This window comes from Herbidospora daliensis (genome assembly GCF_001570585.1).
In the GTDB taxonomy this organism is placed as follows: domain Bacteria; phylum Actinomycetota; class Actinomycetes; order Streptosporangiales; family Streptosporangiaceae; genus Herbidospora; species Herbidospora daliensis.
On record NZ_BBXF01000001.1, the window covers coordinates 632,887 to 651,618 of the forward strand.

The window sequence follows — 18,732 nt, forward strand, 5'->3', positions numbered from 1 at the left end:
CGCCAGGCGGCGGAACGACGGCGGGCGGGGCCGGCCAGGCGGGAGCCGTAACGGAGCAGAAGTGGCTTTAGATCGCCTCAAGGCCATCCTTAGCGGTTCCGGCCAAGCTGCGTTGTATGTCCGACTCACCCACCAGCACCCCCATCGCCGTCATCGGCCTGGCCTGCCGGCTGCCGGGCGCGGCGGACCCCGACTCCTTCTGGCGGCTGCTCTCGGAGGGGCGCGACGCGGTCGGCGCCGCCCCCGCCGGGCGCGGCCTGGGTGAGGCGCCCGGGGCCTACCTCGACGAGGTCGACCGCTTCGACGCCGCCTTCTTCGGCATCTCGCCGAAGGAGGCGGCGGCGATGGACCCGCAGCAGCGGCTCCTGCTCGAACTGGGCTGGGAGGCCCTGGAGGAGGCCGGCGTCGTGCCCGCCTCGCTGGCGGGCAGCCGGACCGCCGTCTTCGCCGCCGCCCTCTGGGACGACTACGCCACCCTCCACCACCTGCGCGGAGCGCCGCCCGGCCGGCACGCGATGACCGGCCTGAACCGGGGCGTGCTGGCCAACCGGCTCTCCTACGTGCTCGGGCTGACCGGGCCGAGCCTGACCGTCGACGCGGCGCAGTCGTCGTCGCTGGTCGCGGTGCACCTGGCGAGCGAGAGCCTGCGCCGCGGCGAGTCCGACCTGGCGCTGGTCGGCGGGGTGAACCTGATCCTGTCGCCCGACAGCGGGGCCCGCAGCGCCGGGTTCGGCGCGCTGTCGCCCGACGGCCGCTGCTTCACCTTCGACGCCCGCGCCAACGGCTACGTGCGCGGCGAGGGCGGGGTGGCCGTGCTGCTCAAGCCGCTCGACCGGGCGCTGGCCGACGGCGACCGCGTCCACGCGGTGCTGCTCGGCGGCGCGGTCAACAACGACGGCGCCTCCGCCGGGCTGACGGTGCCCGACCGGGCCGCGCAGGAGGCGGTGATCCGCGCCGCGCACGCCCGCGCCGGAACCGCGCCCGGCGAGGTCGGCTACGTGGAGCTGCACGGCACCGGCACCCCGGTGGGCGACCCGATCGAGGCGGCGGCGCTGGGGGCCGCCCTCGGCTCCGGCCGCCCGCTGCTGGTGGGGTCGGTGAAGACGAACGTCGGCCATCTGGAGGGCGCGGCCGGGCTGACCGGGCTGCTCAAGGCGGTGCTGGCGGTCCGGCACCGGCGGGTGCCCGCGAGCCTGAACTTCCGCGACCCGAACCCGGCCATCACCCTCGACGAACTGGGCCTGCGGGTGGCGGCCGAGCCGTCGGCGTGGCCGCTGGAGGGGCGCGCGGTGGCGGGGGTGAGCTCGTTCGGCATGGGCGGGACCAACGCCCACGTCGTGGTGGCGGAGCACTCCGTCCCGGAGCCGCCCGACGACGTCGCCGATGGGCGGTTGCTGCCGTTCGTGGTGTCCGGGCGCGACGCGGCGGCGCTGCGAGCGCAGGCCGGGCGGCTGGCCGAGGCGACGGGAGGCCGGGCGGCCGATGTGGCGTACTCGCTGGCGACGACCCGGACCCGGTTCGCCAGCCGCGCCGTGGTGCTGGCCGAGGACGCCGACGGCCTCGCCGACGGGCTGAAGGCGGTGGCCGAGGGGCGCGAACATCCGTCGGTCGTGCGCGGGGAGGCGGCCGCGCGCCCCCGCACGGCGTTCCTGTTCACCGGGCAGGGCAGCCAGTACGCGGGCATGGGCGCCGAGCTCTACCAGGCGGAACCGGTGTTCGCCGCCGCCTTCGACGAGGTGGCCGCCGCCTTCGCGCCGCACCTCGACCTGGCCGCGATCCTCTCAGGCGACCTGCTCCACGAGACCCGTCACACCCAGCCCGCGCTGTTCGCGCTGGAGACGGCGCTGTTCCGGCTGCTGGCGCACCGGGGCGTGCGCGCCGACGTGGTCACCGGCCACTCGATCGGCGAGGTGACGGCCGCGCACGTGGCCGGGGTGTTGTCGCTGCCCGACGCGGCGGCGCTGGTCGCGGCGCGGGCCCGGCTCATGTGGTCGGCGCCCTCGGGCGGCGCCATGGTGGCGGTCGAGGCGACCGAGGAGGAGGTCGCGCCGCACCTCGGCGACGGGGTGGACCTCGGCGCGGTCAACGGCCCCACGTCCGTGGTGCTGTCGGGCGACGCCGGCGCGGTCGCCCGGGTGGCCGGGCTGTTCGCCGCCGACGGACGGCGGACCCGGGCGCTGACGGTGAGCCACGCCTTCCACTCGGCGCACATGGATCCGATCCTGGACGAGTTCCACGCCGTCGCCGCCACCCTCGCCTACCGGCCGCCGGACATCCCGGTCGTCGGCAACGTGACCGGGAGGATCGCGACGCCCGAGCAGCTGACCGACCCGGCGTACTGGACCCGGCACATCCGGCACGCCGTGCGCTTCCACGACGCCCTCACGACGCTGCGCGCCGACGGCGTGACCACATTCCTCGAACTCGGCCCCGACGCGGTGTTGTCCGCCCTGGTGCCGGGAGGCCAGGCGGTGCTGCGGCGCGGCCGGCCGGAACGGGCCACCCTGCTGCGCGCACTGGCCGCGGCACACACGGCCGGCACCGACGTCGACCTGGGCGGCCTCGCGGCCGGCCGGGTCGTGCCCCTGCCCACCTACGCCTTCCAGCGGACCCGCCACTGGTTCGACGAGACGCCCCAACCCGTTCCGGATCCCGCCGGCGCGGCCGTGCTGCCCGACCTGCTCGACCTGGTCCGCACGCAGACCGCCATCGTGCTCGGCCACGTCACCGGTGACGCCGTCGACGGCGACCGCACCTTCAAGGACCTGGGCTTCGACTCGATGGCCGCCGTCGAACTCCGCGAACGGCTCGCCGCGGCGACCGGCCTGGACCTGCCGGCCGGGCTCGTCTACAACCATCCCACCCCGCACGCGGTCGTCGCGTCACTGCGGGCGGAACTGGCCCCCGGCCGTGTGACGCCCCAGCGGGCGGTGACCGGCGACCCCGTGGTCATCGTCGGCATGGCCTGCCGCTACCCCGGCGGGGTGACCTCACCGGAGGACCTGTGGCGGCTGGTCGCCGACGGCGTCGACGCCGTCGGCCCCTTCCCCGCCGACCGCGGCTGGCAGCTCGGCCCCGGCACGGGCTTCGCCCGGCAGGGCGGTTTCCTGTACGACGCCGCGGACTTCGACGCCGGCTTCTTCGGCATCAGCCCCCGGGAGGCCACGGCGATCGACCCGCAACAGCGGCTGCTGCTGGAGACGGCGTGGGAGACCTTCGAGCGGGCCGGCATCGACCCCGGGACGCTCCGCGGCTCCCGGACGGCCGTGTTCGTCGGCGGCACCTCGCAGGACTACGGCCCCCGCCTGCACGAACCCGCCGAAGGCTTCGACGGCTACCTCCTCACCGGCAGCACGGTCAGCGTGGCGTCGGGGCGGGTGGCGTACACGTTCGGCCTGGAGGGCCCCGCCGTGACCGTCGACACGGCGTGCTCCTCCTCTTTGGTGGCGTTGCACCTGGCGGTCCAGGCGCTGCGGCAGGGCGAGTGCGACCTCGCGCTGGCAGGCGGGGTGACGGTGATGGCGACACCCGGCATGTTCCTGGAGTTCAGCCGCCAGCGCGGCCTGTCGGCCGACGGCCGCTGCAAGGCGTTCGCCGCCGCCGCCGACGGGACAGGCTGGTCGGAAGGCGCGGGTCTGCTCCTGGTCGAGCGGCTCTCCGACGCCCGCCGCAACGGCCACCCGGTGCTCGCGGTGGTGCGCGGCACGGCGGTCAACCAGGACGGCGCCTCCAACGGCCTGACCGCGCCCAACGGCCCGTCGCAGGAGCGGGTCATCAGGGCGGCCCTCGCCAACGCCGGCCTGGCCGCCTCCGACGTGGACGCCGTCGAGGCCCACGGGACGGGCACCCGGCTCGGCGACCCGATCGAGGCCGAAGCCCTGATCGCTACGTATGGGCAGGAGCGGGAAAGGCCGGCGTGGCTGGGCTCGCTGAAGTCGAACATCGGGCACACGCAGGCGGCGGCGGGGGTCGGTGGCGTCATAAAGATGGTCCAGGCGATGCGGCATGGGCTGCTGCCCCGAACCTTGCACGTCGACGCGCCCAGCCCGCACGTGCGCTGGAACGACGGGCTCCGGCTGCTCACGGAACCGGTGGCGTGGCCACACGACGACGACCGGCTTCGGCGGGCCGCTGTGTCGTCATTCGGCATCAGCGGCACGAATGCTCACGTGGTTCTGGAGGAGCCTGCTGGCACCAACGGCCTTGCGGTTCTCGGCGGGCCCTCGCCTGCGGTCTCGTCAATCGGTGCCAAGGTCCACGTGGTTCTGGGGGAACGGGATCCTGCCGTCTCGTCCGCCGTTATGAGCGCCTCTGTGGTTCCGGAGGAGCCGCTTACTGGCGGCCTGTCCTCCGACATCAGCGCCCACGTGGTCTTCGAGGAACCAGAAACCGCCGTTTCATCGTCCGGCGACAGCGCGCACGTCGTCTTGGAGGAACCGGAGCACACCACCGAGCCCAGCGCGGTGCTCGGGCCGGTGCCGGTGCTCCTCTCGGCGCGGAGCTCCGAGGCGTTGCGGGCGCAGGCCGGCCGTCTGCGTGATCATGTCATCGCGAGGCCCGATCTCGATCTGCGGGGCGCCGCCCATACCCTCGCGACCGGGCGCGCCAGGTTCACCCACCGGGCTGCCGTCATCACCGGCGATCGGGCCGAGTTGCTGGCGGCGCTGACGGCACTGGCCGACGACGGGCACCACCCCGCACTGGCCCGTGGGGTGGCTGCGCAGCGGCCCCGGACCGCGTTCCTGTTCACCGGGCAGGGAAGCCAGCGGCCCGGCATGGGACGTGAGCTCTACCAGGCCGAACCCGTCTTCGCCGCCGCGTTCGACGACGTGATTGCCGTGCTGGAACCCGGGCTCAAAGAGATCATCTTCGGCGACTCCAGGCTGCTCGACCAGACCCGCTACACCCAATCCGCCCTCTTCGCCCTGCAGACCGCGCTCTACCGACTGCTGGAACACCACGGACTCCGACCCGACGCCGTGCTCGGGCACTCGGTCGGCTCCATCGCCGCCGCCCATGTCGCCGGGGTGCTGAGCCTGGGCGACGCGGCGAAGCTCGTCACCGCCCGCGCTCGGCTCATGCAGGAACTTCCGGCCGGCGGGGGGATGGCCGCACTCTCCCTCGGGGAGGCCGAAGTCCTCGCGTTGCTGGACGGGCTCACCGACCAGGTCTCACTCGCCGCGATCAACGGGCCGCGCGCCACCGTCGTCTCCGGCACTCTTCAGGGCGTCGAGCAGGTCATCGAACGGGCAGCGGGCGCAAAGGTGAAGCGGCTGACGGTCAGTCACGCCTTCCACTCACCCCTGATGGAGCCGATGCTCGAAGAGTTCCGGCACGTCCTCGACACGCTGCACTTCGCCGAGCCCACCATTCCGATCGTCTCCGACCGCACCGGAGAACTGGGCGGGCTCGACAATCCCCAGCACTGGGTCAGGCATGTCCGCGAACCCATCCGCTTCACCGACGCCATCGCCACGCTCACCGACATTCAGACCTTCGTCGAGATCGGGCCGGATGCCGTCCTCACGGCTTTGCTCCCCAACCACAACGCCCACCCCACCCTCCGCCGCAACCACCCGGAAAACCTCACCCGGCTCCTCGCCACCCTCCACACCACCGGCCTGCCCGTCGGCTGGCCGACCGACGGCACCACGGACCCCGTCGACCTGCCCACCTACCCCTTCCAGCGCGAGCGCTACTGGTTGACGAGCAGGCCGGAGCTGCCGGGGCTCACCGCCACGGGCCACCCCTTCCTGGGCGCGTCGGTCGAACGGGCCGACGACGACGGGCTGCTGATCACCGGGCGCGTCTCCCTGGAGGCCCACCCCTGGCTGGCCGGGCACCGGATCGGCGGCTCGGTCCTGCTGCCGGGAACGGCGCTCGTGGAACTGGCTTTGGCGGCGGGCGAGCGCGCCGGAGTTCCTCGCGTCGAGGAGCTCACCATCGACACGCCACTCGTCTTGCCGGAGAAGGGCTCGGTGAACCTGCAACTCTCCGTCGGTCCGGCGAGCGCCGACGGCAGCCGGACTCTGAGCGTGTACGCCCGCGACCACCGCGACCGCTCCGACCACCCAGATGGCTCTGACCTCCCCAGCTACTCCCACCTTTCCGGCCCCTCTGACCGCTCTAATGGCTCCGGCCACTCCGACATCTCCGGCCGCCCCGACGTCACCGGTGGTGCGAACCACGTCGGCGGCTCCGACCTCCGCGACCGCCCGAACCACCGCGACCGCAATGACCACTCCGACCGCCCCGGCCACTTGGGCCGCTTTAGCCGCTCTGACCGCTTCAGCCCTTCTGACCGCCCCAGCCACTCTGGTGTCTCCAGCCGCCCCGACGTCCCCAGCGGCGCGGACCACATCGGCGGTTCCGACCTCCGCGCCCACCCGAACCACCCCGACCGCAATGACCACTCCGACCGCCCCGGCCAATCCGGCGTCTCCAGCCGCCCCAACATCCCGGGCGATGCGGACCACGTCGGCGGCTCCGACGTTTCGTGGCGTCGCCACGCCACCGGGCTGCTCGGGCCCTCCCGGGGTAAAGCCAGCCGGGTGGCCGCCGCCTGGCCGCCGCCAGGGGCGGAACCGATCGACCCCGACGTCCTCTACGCCGACCTTGCTGACGCCGGTTACGTCTACGGTCCCGATTTCCAAGGCGTGCGGGCGGCCTGGCGGCAGGACGATCGACTGCACGCCGAATTGGAGCTGCCCGGCGACCCAGGCGCGTTCCGGCTGCATCCCGCGCTACTCGACGCCGCGCTGCACCCGCTCGTGGGCCGCGAGCTCCCCCACGCCAACGGGCTGCCCGTCCCGTTCGTGTGGACCGGCGTCGAACTCTCGGCGACGAAGGCCAAGACGTTGCGGGTCACCTGGTCGGCCGACCGGCTGGACGCCACCGACGACACCGGCCGGCCCGTGCTCACGGCCGAAACCGTGACCCTCCGTCCAATCCCCGCCCTCCGGCCCGCGTTCCCCGATCTGCACCGCCTCACCTGGACGCCCAGTCCCGCCGCCCAACCCGAGAGTGAGTCCGTCACGATCAGGGTCCCGGCAGGGCGGGGCGCGGCGGCGTTCGTACTGAAGGCCGTGCAGGAGGCAGCTGACGCCCGGCTGCTCTTCCTGACAGATGGCGCGGTCGCCGCCGTCGAGGGCGATCAGGTCGGCGATCCGTGGCAGGCCGCCGCATGGGGCCTGCTCCGGACGGCGCAGAGCGAGCGGCCCGGCCGGTTCGCCGTCGCCGACGCGCCCCCGGACACCCCGGCCAACATCCTCGCGTCCCTCCCTTCTGATGAGCCGCAGGTCGCCATCCGGGACGGGGTGGTGCTAGTCCCAAGGCTCACGCGGGCCGAGCCGACAGGGCCGGCCACGGTGTTCGACGAGCGGACCGTCGTGGTGACCGGCGGCACCGGCGGGCTGGCGCGGCCCGTCGTCCGGCATCTGGTGCGGCGACACGGCGTGCGGCGGCTGCTGCTGCTCAGCCGGCGTGGGCCGGACGCCGACGGGGCCGCCGAGTTCGCCCATGAACTGGCCGAGCTCGGCGCGCGGGCCGTTTTCGCCGCCGTGGACGTCGCCGACCGGGAGGCGCTGGCGGCGGTGCTGGCCGACGTACCGGAAGAGGAACCGATCGGCGCGGTGGTGCACCTCGCGGGCGTGCTCGACGACGGGACGCTGGAGTCGCTGACCGCCGAGCGCCTCGACGGCGTGTTGCGGCCGAAGGCCGACGCCGCCTGGCACCTGCACGAACTGACCAGGGATCTGCCGCTCGCGGCGTTCGTCCTGTTCTCGTCGGTCTCCGGGGTCGTCGGCACGGCGGGCCAGGCCGGTTACGCCGCCGCCAACGCCTACCTCGACGCGCTCGCCCTGCACCGCCGCGCGCTCGGGCTGCCCGCGACGTCGCTGGCCTGGGGGTTGTGGGAGGGCGGCATGGGCGAAACGCTCGACCCGGCCGCACGGGCCCGCTGGTCGCGGTCGGGGTTGCCGCCGCTGACGGAGGCGCGCGGCCTGGAGCTGCTCGACGCCGCCCTCGCGGCGGGGGACGACGCGGTGCTCGTGCCCGCCGGGGTGGACCTCCCAGCGCTGCGGCGGCGCGCCGCCACCGGGCCGCTGCCCGCGCCGTTGCGCGGGCTGGTGCCGCCGGTCCGGCGCAGGACGGCCGGGTCGTGGCCCGAACGCATCGCGGGCCTCCCCGAGCACGAGCGGTCCCGGGCCGTCGCCGAGACGGTGCTGGCGGCGGTCGCCGACGTGCTCGGACACACCAGTGCGGCGGGCCTCGACCCGGCCCGCGCCTTCCGCGACCTGGGGTTCGACTCGCTCACCGGGGTCGAGCTGCGCAACCGGCTCGGCACGGTGACCGGCCTGCGGCTACCCGCCACCGTCACCTTCGACCACCCGTCGGCCGACGCGCTCACCGCCCACCTGACCGGCCTGCTGCCCGGCACCGCGACCCGCGAGGCGGTCGCCGTGACGACGGTCCAGGACGACGACCCGGTCGTCATCGTCGGCATGGCCTGCCGTTATCCGGGCGGGGTGGCCTCGCCGGAGGACCTGTGGCGGCTGGTCGCCGACGGCGTCGACGCCGTCGGGCCCTTCCCCGCCGACCGGGGCTGGGATCTCGATTCCCTGTACGACCCCGATCCCGACCGCGTCGGCACCTCCTACACCCGGCAGGGCGGTTTCCTGTACGACGCCGCCGACTTCGACCCCGCCTTCTTCGGCATCAGCCCCCGGGAGGCGGCCGCGATCGACCCCCAGCAGCGGTTGCTGCTGGAGACGGCGTGGGAGACCTTCGAACGGGCCGGCATCGCCCCCGACTCGGTCCGCGGCTCGCGCACCGCCGTGTTCGCCGGGGTCATGTACAACGACTACGCCGCCCGGTTGACGCGGGCGCCGAAGGACCTCGAGGGCTACCTGCTGACGGGCAACACCGGAAGCGTGTTGTCTGGACGGCTGGCCTACACGTTCGGCCTGGAGGGCCCGGCCGTCACGGTCGACACGGCCTGCTCCTCGTCGCTGGTGGCGCTGCACCTGGCGGTCCAGGCGCTGCGCCGGGGTGAGTGCGACCTGGCGCTGGCGGGCGGGGTGACGGTGATGGCCGGGCCGGGGACGTTCGTGGAGTTCAGCCGCCAGCGCGGGTTGTCAGCCGACGGCCGCTGCAAGGCGTTCGCGGCGACGGCCGACGGCACCGGCTGGTCGGAAGGCGCGGGCCTCCTCCTGGTCGAACGCCTCTCCGACGCCCGCCGCAACGGCCACCCGATCCTCGCCGTCGTGCGCGGCACGGCCGTCAACCAGGACGGCGCCTCCAACGGCCTCACCGCTCCGAACGGCCCTTCCCAGGAACGAGTCATCCGCCAAGCACTCGCCAACGCCAACCTCACCCCCGCCGACGTGGACGCCGTCGAAGCCCACGGCACCGGAACCCGCCTCGGCGACCCCATCGAAGCGCAAGCACTCCTATCCACCTACGGACAGAACCGCGAACACCCCGCCTGGCTCGGCTCCCTGAAGTCGAACCTCGGCCACACCCAGGCAGCGGCCGGAGTCGGCGGCATCATCAAAATGGTCCAGGCCATGCGAAACGGCCTGCTCCCCCGCACCCTGCACGTGGACGAACCCACCCCACACGTCGACTGGGACAGCGGCGCGGTCCGGCTCCTCACCGAACCAGTGGCGTGGCCCCACGACGACAACCGGCCCCGCCGCGCCGCCGTCTCCTCATTCGGCATCAGCGGCACCAACGCCCACGTCATCCTCGAAGAACCCAAGCCGCTCACCAACGCCCGCTCAGTTCTCGAACAATCCGAACCCCCCGCCAACGCCCGCCTAGTTCTCGCAGGACCCAAGCCGCTAACCAACGCCCACCTGGTTCTCGAAGGACCCCAGCCACTCACCGACACCCACGTGGTTCTGGAAGAACAAGAGCCCATCGCGACCTCCGCCGTGAAAAGACCCGCCCCTGACTCGGCAGCCGATCCGAGAAACGGCGCGGTACACATCCAGACGGACGGGCCGGTGCCGGTTCTGCTCTCCGCCCACACCCCCCAGGCCCTGCAAGCACAGGCCGCGCGCCTGCGTGAGCATCTCGCCGACCGTCCCGAGCTCGGTTTGCGGGCCGTCGGGAGGGCGCTAATCACCAGCAGGGCGCACCTGCCGCACCGCGCCGGTGTCGTGGCCGCCGACCGGGACGCCCTGCTCGCGGCGCTCGGCGTGCTGGCCGACGGCGGGGAGCACCCGGCGATCACGCGCGGGGAGGCTGCGGCCCGGCCCCGCACCGCGTTCCTGTTCACCGGGCAGGGCAGCCAGCGTGCAGGGATGGGCCGTGAGCTCTACGAGGCCGAGCCCGTCTTCGCCGCCGCGTTCGACGACGTGCTCGCCGTGCTGGAACCCGGGCTCAAGGAGATCGTCTTCACCGGATCCGACCTCCTCGACGAGACCCGCTACACCCAGCCCGCCCTCTTCGCCCTGGAGACCGCGCTCTTCCGGCTCCTCGACCACCTCGGCGTCCGGCCCGATCTGCTCGCCGGTCACTCGATCGGTGAGGTCACCGCCGCGCACGTCGCCGGGGTGCTCGACCTCGCCGACGCCGCCACGCTGGTCACCGCCCGCGCCCGGCTCATGCACGCCGCCCCGGCGGGCGGGGCGATGATCGCCGTCGAGGCCACCGAGGAGGAGGTCCGGCCCCACCTCACCGAGGGCGTCGACCTGGCCTCGGTGAACGGCGTGCGGGCCGTCGTCGTCGCGGGCGACGCCCCGGCCGTCCAGGCGGTCGCCGAGCGGTTCAAGGGCCGCCGGGTGCGGCCGCTGAAGGTCAGTCACGCGTTCCACTCGCCGCACATGGATCCGGTCCTGGACGAGTTCCACGCCGTCGCGGCCACCCTGACCTACCGGGCCCCGGCCGTGCCGATCGTCAGCACGGTCACCGGCCGGGTCGCGACGGCGGAGGAGCTGGCCGATCCGGCGTACTGGGCCGGGCAGATCCGGCGGACGGTCCGGTTCCACGACGCGGTCGCCGTGTTGCGGGACCACGGCGTGACCACGTTCCTCGAACTGGGGCCCGACGCCGTGCTGAGCGCGCTCACCGGCGACGGGATCCCGCTGCTCCGCCGCGACCACGCCGAACCTGACACCGTGGCGGCGGCGGTCGTGGCGGCGTACACGAAGGGGACCCGGCTCGTCGTGGCCGGCGGGCCGGCGGCCGAGTTGCCCACGTATGCCTTCCAGCGGGCCCGTCACTGGCTCGACGCCACCCCGGCGGAGAGCCTGTTCGAGCAGGTCACCGAGCTGGGCGACGGCGGTGTGCTGTTCGCGGGCCGCCTGTCGCAGGACGCGCACCCGTGGCTGGCCGACCACCGCGTCGCGGGCGGCACCCCGCTCCCGGGGGCGTTCCTCGCCGAGGCCGCGCTGCAGGCGGGGGCGCACGCGGGGGTCCCGGTCGTCGACGAGCTGACCCTCGAAGCGCCCCTGCCGCTCCCGGCCCGGTTCCAGATCCTGGTGGAACCGGCGGGCGACGACGGGCGGCGCGTGTTCGCCGTGCACGCGAAGGTCGGCGACGAGCCGTGGACGCGGCACGCCTCCGGCCACCTCACCACCTCCGCCGCCGACCCGGTCGCCGCGCCGGAGACCTGGCCGCCCGCCGGGGCCGAGCCGGTCGACGTGGACGACTGGTACACCGCCCTCGCCGACCTCGGCTACGACTACGGGCCCGCGTTCCGGAACGTGCGGGCGGCCTGGCGGTCCGGCCGCACGATCTTCACCGAGGTCGTGTCCGCCCAGCCCGCCGACGCCCGGTTCGGGCTGCATCCGGCGCTGCTGGACGCGGCCCTGCACCCGCTGCCCGTCACCGGCGACGGCGCGGGGCTGCGGCTGCCGTTCTCCTGGTCGGGCGTGCGGCTGCACGCATCGGGCGCGTCGGCGCTCCGGGTACGCATCGACCCGGCCGAGCGTGACGGCGCGGCGCTGACCCTCTGGGACGAGTCGGGCCGCCCGGTCGCGTCGATCGCCTCGGTGGTCCTGCGGGCCGGGACCCGGTCGGCCCCCGCCTACGAGCTCACCTGGCGGCCGGTCCCGCTCCCGGCGACGGCCGCCGAGGAGACCGACCTCGCGCCCGTGCCGCCCGGCCCGGCGGGCGAGGCGGCCGAACGGGCGCTCACGCTGGTCCGGGACCGGTTGTCCGGCGACGGCCCCCGGCTGGCCTTCGTCACCACTCACGCGGTCGCCACCCGGGACGGCGAGCCCGTGGAGCAGCCGGGCCAGGCCGCCGCCTGGGGGCTGGTGCGCAGCGCGCAGACCGAGCACCCCGGCAGGTTCGTGCTGGTCGACACCGACGGCACGGCCGCCTCCGACCGGGCGCTGCCCGCTGCGCTGGCCCTGGACGAACCGCAGGTCGCCCTCCGCGACGGCCGTGTCCTGGTGCCCCGCCTGAACCGGATCGGCGTGGGCGGCGGGACGAGCCGGCTGCGGCCGGAGGGAACGGTGCTGATCACCGGCGCGACCGGGTCGCTGGGCGGGCTGGTCGCCGAGCACCTGGTCGTCCACCACGGCGTGCGGAACCTGCTGCTGGTCAGCAGGCGCGGCCCCGACGCGCCCGGCGCGGACGCGCTGGCCGACCGGCTGACCGCGCTCGGCGGCCTGCCCGAACTGGTCGCCTGCGACCTCGCCGACGGCGACGCGGTGGCCCGGCTGCTCGCCGACCGGCCGGTCACCGCCGTGATCCACACGGCGGCCGTGCTCGACGACGCGACGGTCGCCGACCTGACCCCCGAGCGGGTGCGCGCGGTGCTGGCGGCCAAGGCCGACGGGGCCGACCACCTGAGCCGCCTCACCGGCGACCTCGACGCGTTCGTCCTGTTCTCCTCGATCGCCGGCACGGTCGGCACCGCCGGTCAGGCCGGCTACGCCGCCGCCAACGCCTACCTCGACGCGCTGGCCGCCCACCGCCACGCGCGCGGCCTGCCCGCCACGTCGCTCGCCTGGGGCCTGTGGGAGCAGGACGACGGCCTGGCCGCCGGGTTGTCGGCGGCCGACCTGGCGCGACTGGCCCGGACCGGCGTCGCGCCGCTCTCCCGCGACGACGCGCTGGCCCTGTTCGACGCGGCCCTGCGCACCGGCTGGGCCGACCGTCCGGCCTTGGTACCGGCCCGCCTCGACACCAAGGCGCTGGCCGCGCCGGGGGTGGTGGTGCCGCCGCCGTTGCGGTCGCTGGTGCCGCAGAGGCAGGCCGCGCCCCGCCGCGCCGCGACGGATCTGCTCGGCCTCGTCAGGGAGACCGCCGCGACCGTGCTCGGCCACCCGTCGGCCGAGCCCGTCGCGGCCGGACGCGCCTTCACCGACCTGGGCTTCGACTCGCTGGCCGCCGTCGACCTGCGCAACCGGCTGAGCGCCGCCGTCGGCGTGAAACTGCCCACGACCCTGGTCTTCGACCACCCGACCCCCGCCGCTTTGGCAACGTGGTTGGGGTCACACCTCGCCGACGAAACCCCCCAGCCCGAATCGGCGCCCGCCGTAACGCGGGCCGACGACGACCCGATCGCGATCGTCGCGATGGCCTGCCGCTACCCCGGCGGCGTGGCGTCGCCGGAGGACCTGTGGCGGCTGGTCGCCGACGGCGTCGACGCCGTCGGCCCCTTCCCCGCCGACCGGGGCTGGGATCTCGATTCCCTGTACGACCCGGACCCCGCCGCCCCCGGCACCAGCTACGCCCGTGACGGCGGTTTCCTGTACGACGCCGCCGGGTTCGACGCCGGCTTCTTCGGCATCAGCCCGAGGGAGGCGGCCGCGATCGACCCCCAGCAGCGGTTGCTGCTGGAGACGGCGTGGGAGACCTTCGAACGGGCCGGCATCGACCCCGGAACGCTGCGCGGCTCCCGGACCGGGGTGTTCGCCGGGGTCATGTACAACGACTACGGCGCACGCCTGCACCAGGCCGCCCGGTCGCCGGAGGGTTTCGAGGGATACCTGGTCAGCGGCAGCGCGGGAAGCGTGGCGTCGGGTCGGGTGGCCTACACGTTCGGCCTGGAGGGCCCTGCCGTCACCGTCGACACGGCCTGCTCCTCATCGCTGGTGGCCTTGCACCTGGCCGTCCAAGCGCTGCGGCAGGGCGAGTGCGACCTGGCATTGGCAGGCGGGGTGACCGTGATGGCCAGCCCCGCGACCTTCGTGGAGTTCAGCCGCCAACGTGGCCTGTCCCCCGACGGCCGCTGCAAAGCGTTCGCGGCGGCGGCCGACGGCACCGGCTGGTCGGAAGGCGCGGGCCTGCTCCTGGTCGAACGCCTCTCCGACGCCCGCCGCAACGGCCATCCCATCCTCGCCGTAGTCCGCGGCACAGCCGTCAACCAGGACGGCGCCTCCAACGGCCTCACCGCCCCCAACGGCCCCTCCCAGGAACGAGTCATCCGCCAAGCCCTCGCCAACGCCAACCTCACCCCCGCCGACGTAGACGCCGTCGAAGCCCACGGCACCGGCACCCGGCTAGGCGACCCCATCGAAGCCCAAGCCCTCCTCGCCACTTACGGACAGAACCGCCAACACCCCGCCTGGCTCGGCTCCCTGAAGTCGAACCTCGGCCACACCCAAGCGGCGGCGGGCGTCGGCGGCATCATCAAGATGGTCCAAGCAATGCGCAACGGCCTGCTCCCCCGCACCCTGCACGTGGACGAACCCACCCCACACGTCGACTGGAACAGCGGCGCAATCCAACTCCTCACCGAACCAGTGACATGGCCCCACGACGACAACCGGCCCCGCCGAGCCGCCGTCTCCTCATTCGGCATCAGCGGCACCAACGCCCACGTAATCCTCGAACAACCCAAACCCCCCGCCAACGCCCACATAGCTCACGAAGGACCCCAGCCACTCGCCGACACCCGTGTGGTTCTGAAAGCACCCAAGCCCGCCGCCAACGCCCTTGTGGAACCCGAGCCCACCACCAACTCCCATGCAGAACCCGAGCCGGCCACCGACACCCATGCGGGACCCGAGCTCCCCGCCGACACTCTTCTGGGACTTGAGCCCTCCACCGACAGCTTTGTGGAACTCAAGCCCGCCATCACACATGGGGGGACACCCTGGCCGCTGCTGCTGTCGGCGCACAGTCCTGAGGCGCTGCGGGCGCAGGCGCGTCTCCTGCACGACCATCTCGCCGCCGACCCCGGGCCTGACCTCGCCGCGACCGCTCGCACGCTGGCCACCGGCCGGGCCGCGTTAACCCATCGGGCTGCCGTCGTCACCGGCGACCGGGACGAACTGCTGGCCGCGTTGACGGCCCTGGCCGACGGGGAAGGGCACCGCGCGCTGGTCGTGAGGGAGGCCGCTGAGCCGAAGACGGCGTTCCTGTTCACCGGGCAGGGTAGCCAGCGGCCCGGCATGGGACGTGAGCTCTACCAGGCCGAACCTGTCTTCGCCGCCGCCTTCGACGACGTGCTCGGCCACCTCGAACCCGGACTCAAAGAGATCATCTTCGGCGGCTCCGGGCTGCTCGACCAAACCCGCTACACCCAGCCGGCCCTCTTCGCTCTGCAGACCGCGCTCTACCGGCTGCTGGAACACCACGGACTCCGACCCGACGCCGTGCTCGGGCACTCGGTCGGCTCCATCGCCGCCGCCCACATCGCCGGGGTGCTCGACCTGGCCGACGCCGCCAAGCTCGTCACCGCCCGCGCCCGGCTCATGCAGGAGCTCCAACCCGGCGGGGCCATGGCGGCGCTTTCGATCGGCGAGGCCGACGTGGTGGAACTCTTGGATGGGCTCACCGACCACGTCTCGCTGGCCGCCGTCAACGGGCCGCGCGCCACCGTCGTCTCCGGCACCCAGAGCGCCGTCGAGCAGGTCATCGAGCGCGCCCACGGCGCGAAGGTGAAACGGCTGACGGTCAGCCACGCCTTCCACTCACCCCTGATGGAACCGATGCTCGAAGAGTTCCGGCAGGTCGTGGAAACGCTGGACTTCGCCGAGCCCGCCATTCCGATCGTCTCCGACCGCACCGGCCAACTGGGCGGGCTCGACGAACCCGACCACTGGGTCAGGCACGTCCGCGAACCCATCCGCTTCACCAACGCCATCGCCACCCTCACCGACATCCACACCTTCGTCGAGATCGGGCCCGACGCCGTCCTCACCGCCCTGCTCCCCGACCACGACGCCCACCCCACCCTCCGCCGCGACCACCCGGAAGACCTCACCCGGCTTCTCGCCACCCTCCACACCACCGGCCTGACCGTCGACTGGGCGAAACGCTTCCACGCAGGCCCGGCCGCCGACCTGCCCACCTACCCCTTCCAGCGCGAGCGCTACTGGCTCAACCCCCCGCCCACCCGCGCAGCAGGTCACGACGACCCCGGTCACCCGCTGCTCACCTCAGCGGTCGACCTGGCGGGCGACGATGGACTCGTCTTCAGCGGGCGGTTGTCCACCCGCACCCATCCGTGGCTGGCCGACCACGTCATCGCGGGCACGCCCCTGCTCCCGGCCACCGTCCTGCTCGACCTGGCCCTGCACGCGGGCGGCCACGCCGGCGCGCCGGTCGTCGAGGAGCTCACGCTGGTCGCGCCGTTCCCCATCCCGGCCGAGGGCGCGGTCGTCGTCCAGGTCGCGGTCGCCGCCGCAGATGGCGACGGGCGGCGGGCGGTGACCGTACACTCCCGGAACGACGCGCCCGGCAGCCCGTGGACGACGCACGCCACCGGCCATCTCGCCCCAGACCTGCCGCATGAACCGACCGCCCCGCAGGCGTGGCCGCCCGGAGAGCCCGTCGACGTCGAGGACGCCTATGAGCGGCTGGCGGCGCTCGGATACGGCTACGGCCCGGCGTTCCGGAACCTGCGCGCCGCCTGGCGGCGCGGCGACGAGCTCTTCGCCGAGGTCTCCAGCGGCGACGACTGCTTCGACGCCGCGCTGCACCCGCTCGCCCTCGACGGCGACACCGTCCGGTTGCCGTTCTCGTGGACGGGTGTGCGGCGCGGCGGGCCCGCCGCCGAGGTCGTCCGGGCCCGGCTGACCCCGAAGGGCGGCGACCGGTTCGGGCTGACCGTGTGGAACCCCGACGGCGGCACGGTCCTGGAGGGTGAGCTGGCCGTCCAGGTGAAACGGGCGGGCGGGCTGCACCGGGTGGCGTGGACCCGGGCGAGAAGCCAGGCCGCCGCGCCCTACACGCTGCTGCGCTCGGCGGGCGAGGCGCTCGACCGTCTCGGCGAGCCGGGTGACGTGGTGCTCGACGTGCGCGGCACCGGGTACGGGCCGGTGACCTCGGCCGTGCTGGAGGTCGTCCAGGCCTGGGTGGAGCAGGACGCCCCGGGAAGGCTCGCGGTGCTCACCCACCACGCGGTGGAGGTGCTCGACGGCGACCCCGTCACAGGGCTGGCCCAGTCGGCGTTGTGGGGGCTGGTGCGCACGGCGGAGACCGAGCATCCCGGCAGGTTCGTGCTGGTCGACACCGACGGCTCGGCCGACCCCGGGCTGGCGCTGGCCTTGCGGGAACCCCAGGTCGCGCTCCGGAACGGCGGGGCCTACCTGCCCGCGTTGACGTCCGTCCCGGTGCGCTCGGGAACCACGCCGATCCGGACCGGCGGGACCGTCCTGGTGACCGGTGCCACCGGCGCGCTGGGGGCGCTGCTCGCCGAGCATCTCGTCACCCGCCACGGCGTGCGGCACCTGCTGCTCGTCAGCAGGCGCGGCCCCGCCGCGCCCGGCGCGGGCGACCTCGTGAGGCGGCTGACCGAACTCGGCGCGGCCCCCGTCGTGGCGGCCTGCGACACCGGCGACCCGGTGCGGCTGCGGCGGCTGCTCGACGACATCCCGGCCGACCGGCCGCTCAGCGCGGTCGTGCACGCCGCCGCCGTCCTCGACGACACGACCGTCACCGACCTGACGCCCGGCCGGCTGCACTCCGTGCTGACCGCCAAGGCCGACGCCGCGCACTTCCTGCACCACTTCACCCGGCGTCTCCCCCTCGACGCCTTCGTGCTGTTCTCGTCGGTCGCCGGGGTGATCGGCAACGCCGGGCAGGCCAACTACGCCGCCGCCAACACCTATCTCGACGCCCTCGCCGGGCACCGGCACGCCCTGGGGCTGCCCGCGACGTCCATCGCCTGGGGGTTGTGGGCGCAGGAGGCCGGCCTGGGGGGCGGGCTCGGCCCGGCCGAGCTGGCCAGGATCGCCCGCACGGGCGTCGCCCCGCTCGACCCCGGCGACGCGCTGGCCCTGTTCGACGCCGCGCTCGCGGGCGACGTCCCGGCCGTGGTCGCGGCCCGGTTCGAGCGGCTCCCCCGGCTCGTGGCCGCGAAAGCCCCGGCCGCGAAGTCGGAGGAAGGCGTTCCGCCGCTGGTCAGGACGCTGACCGGCGCGCCGGTCACCGACCGGCCGGGGCTGGCGCTGACGCGGGTGCGGGACGTGGTCGCCGACGTGCTGCGGTTGCCGTCAGGGCGGACCGTGCCGTCGGAGCGCGGCCTGCTCGACCTCGGCTTCGACTCGCTGACGGCCGTCGAGCTGCGCAACCGGCTCGCGATGGAGACGGGGCTGCGGCTGCCCGCCACGCTCCTGTTCGACCATCCGACCCCCACCGCGCTGGCCGCCCACCTGCACGGCGAACTCGCCCTCCGGCTCCCCGGCGGCGCCGCCCCCGCCCCGGCCGCCCCGGTGCCGGTCACCGGCCCGGTGGACGTCGTCCAGGACGCCACCGACGAGGAACTCTTCCTGCTCATCGACACGCAACTCGGTTCCGACCACGAGGACAGGTGACGGCACG

Annotated in this window: 1 protein-coding gene; it reads left to right on the top strand. The window is 74.3% G+C overall.

Features of this window, described 5'->3' with window-relative positions; genetic code table 11:
- The first annotated feature begins 116 nt into the window (after positions 1-116).
- Positions 117-18,725: a type I polyketide synthase gene (locus tag AW274_RS41695; protein WP_062428881.1), complete on the top strand. Its 18,609-nt coding sequence runs from the start codon at positions 117-119 to the stop codon at positions 18,723-18,725.
- The last annotated feature ends 7 nt before the right edge of the window (positions 18,726-18,732 follow it).

What these genes read in the sequence shown, in the direction of transcription:
- AW274_RS41695 (WP_062428881.1), top strand. Translation starts at nt 117, where the DNA reads ATGTCCGACTCACCCACCAGCACCCCCATCGCCGTCATCGGCCTGGCC.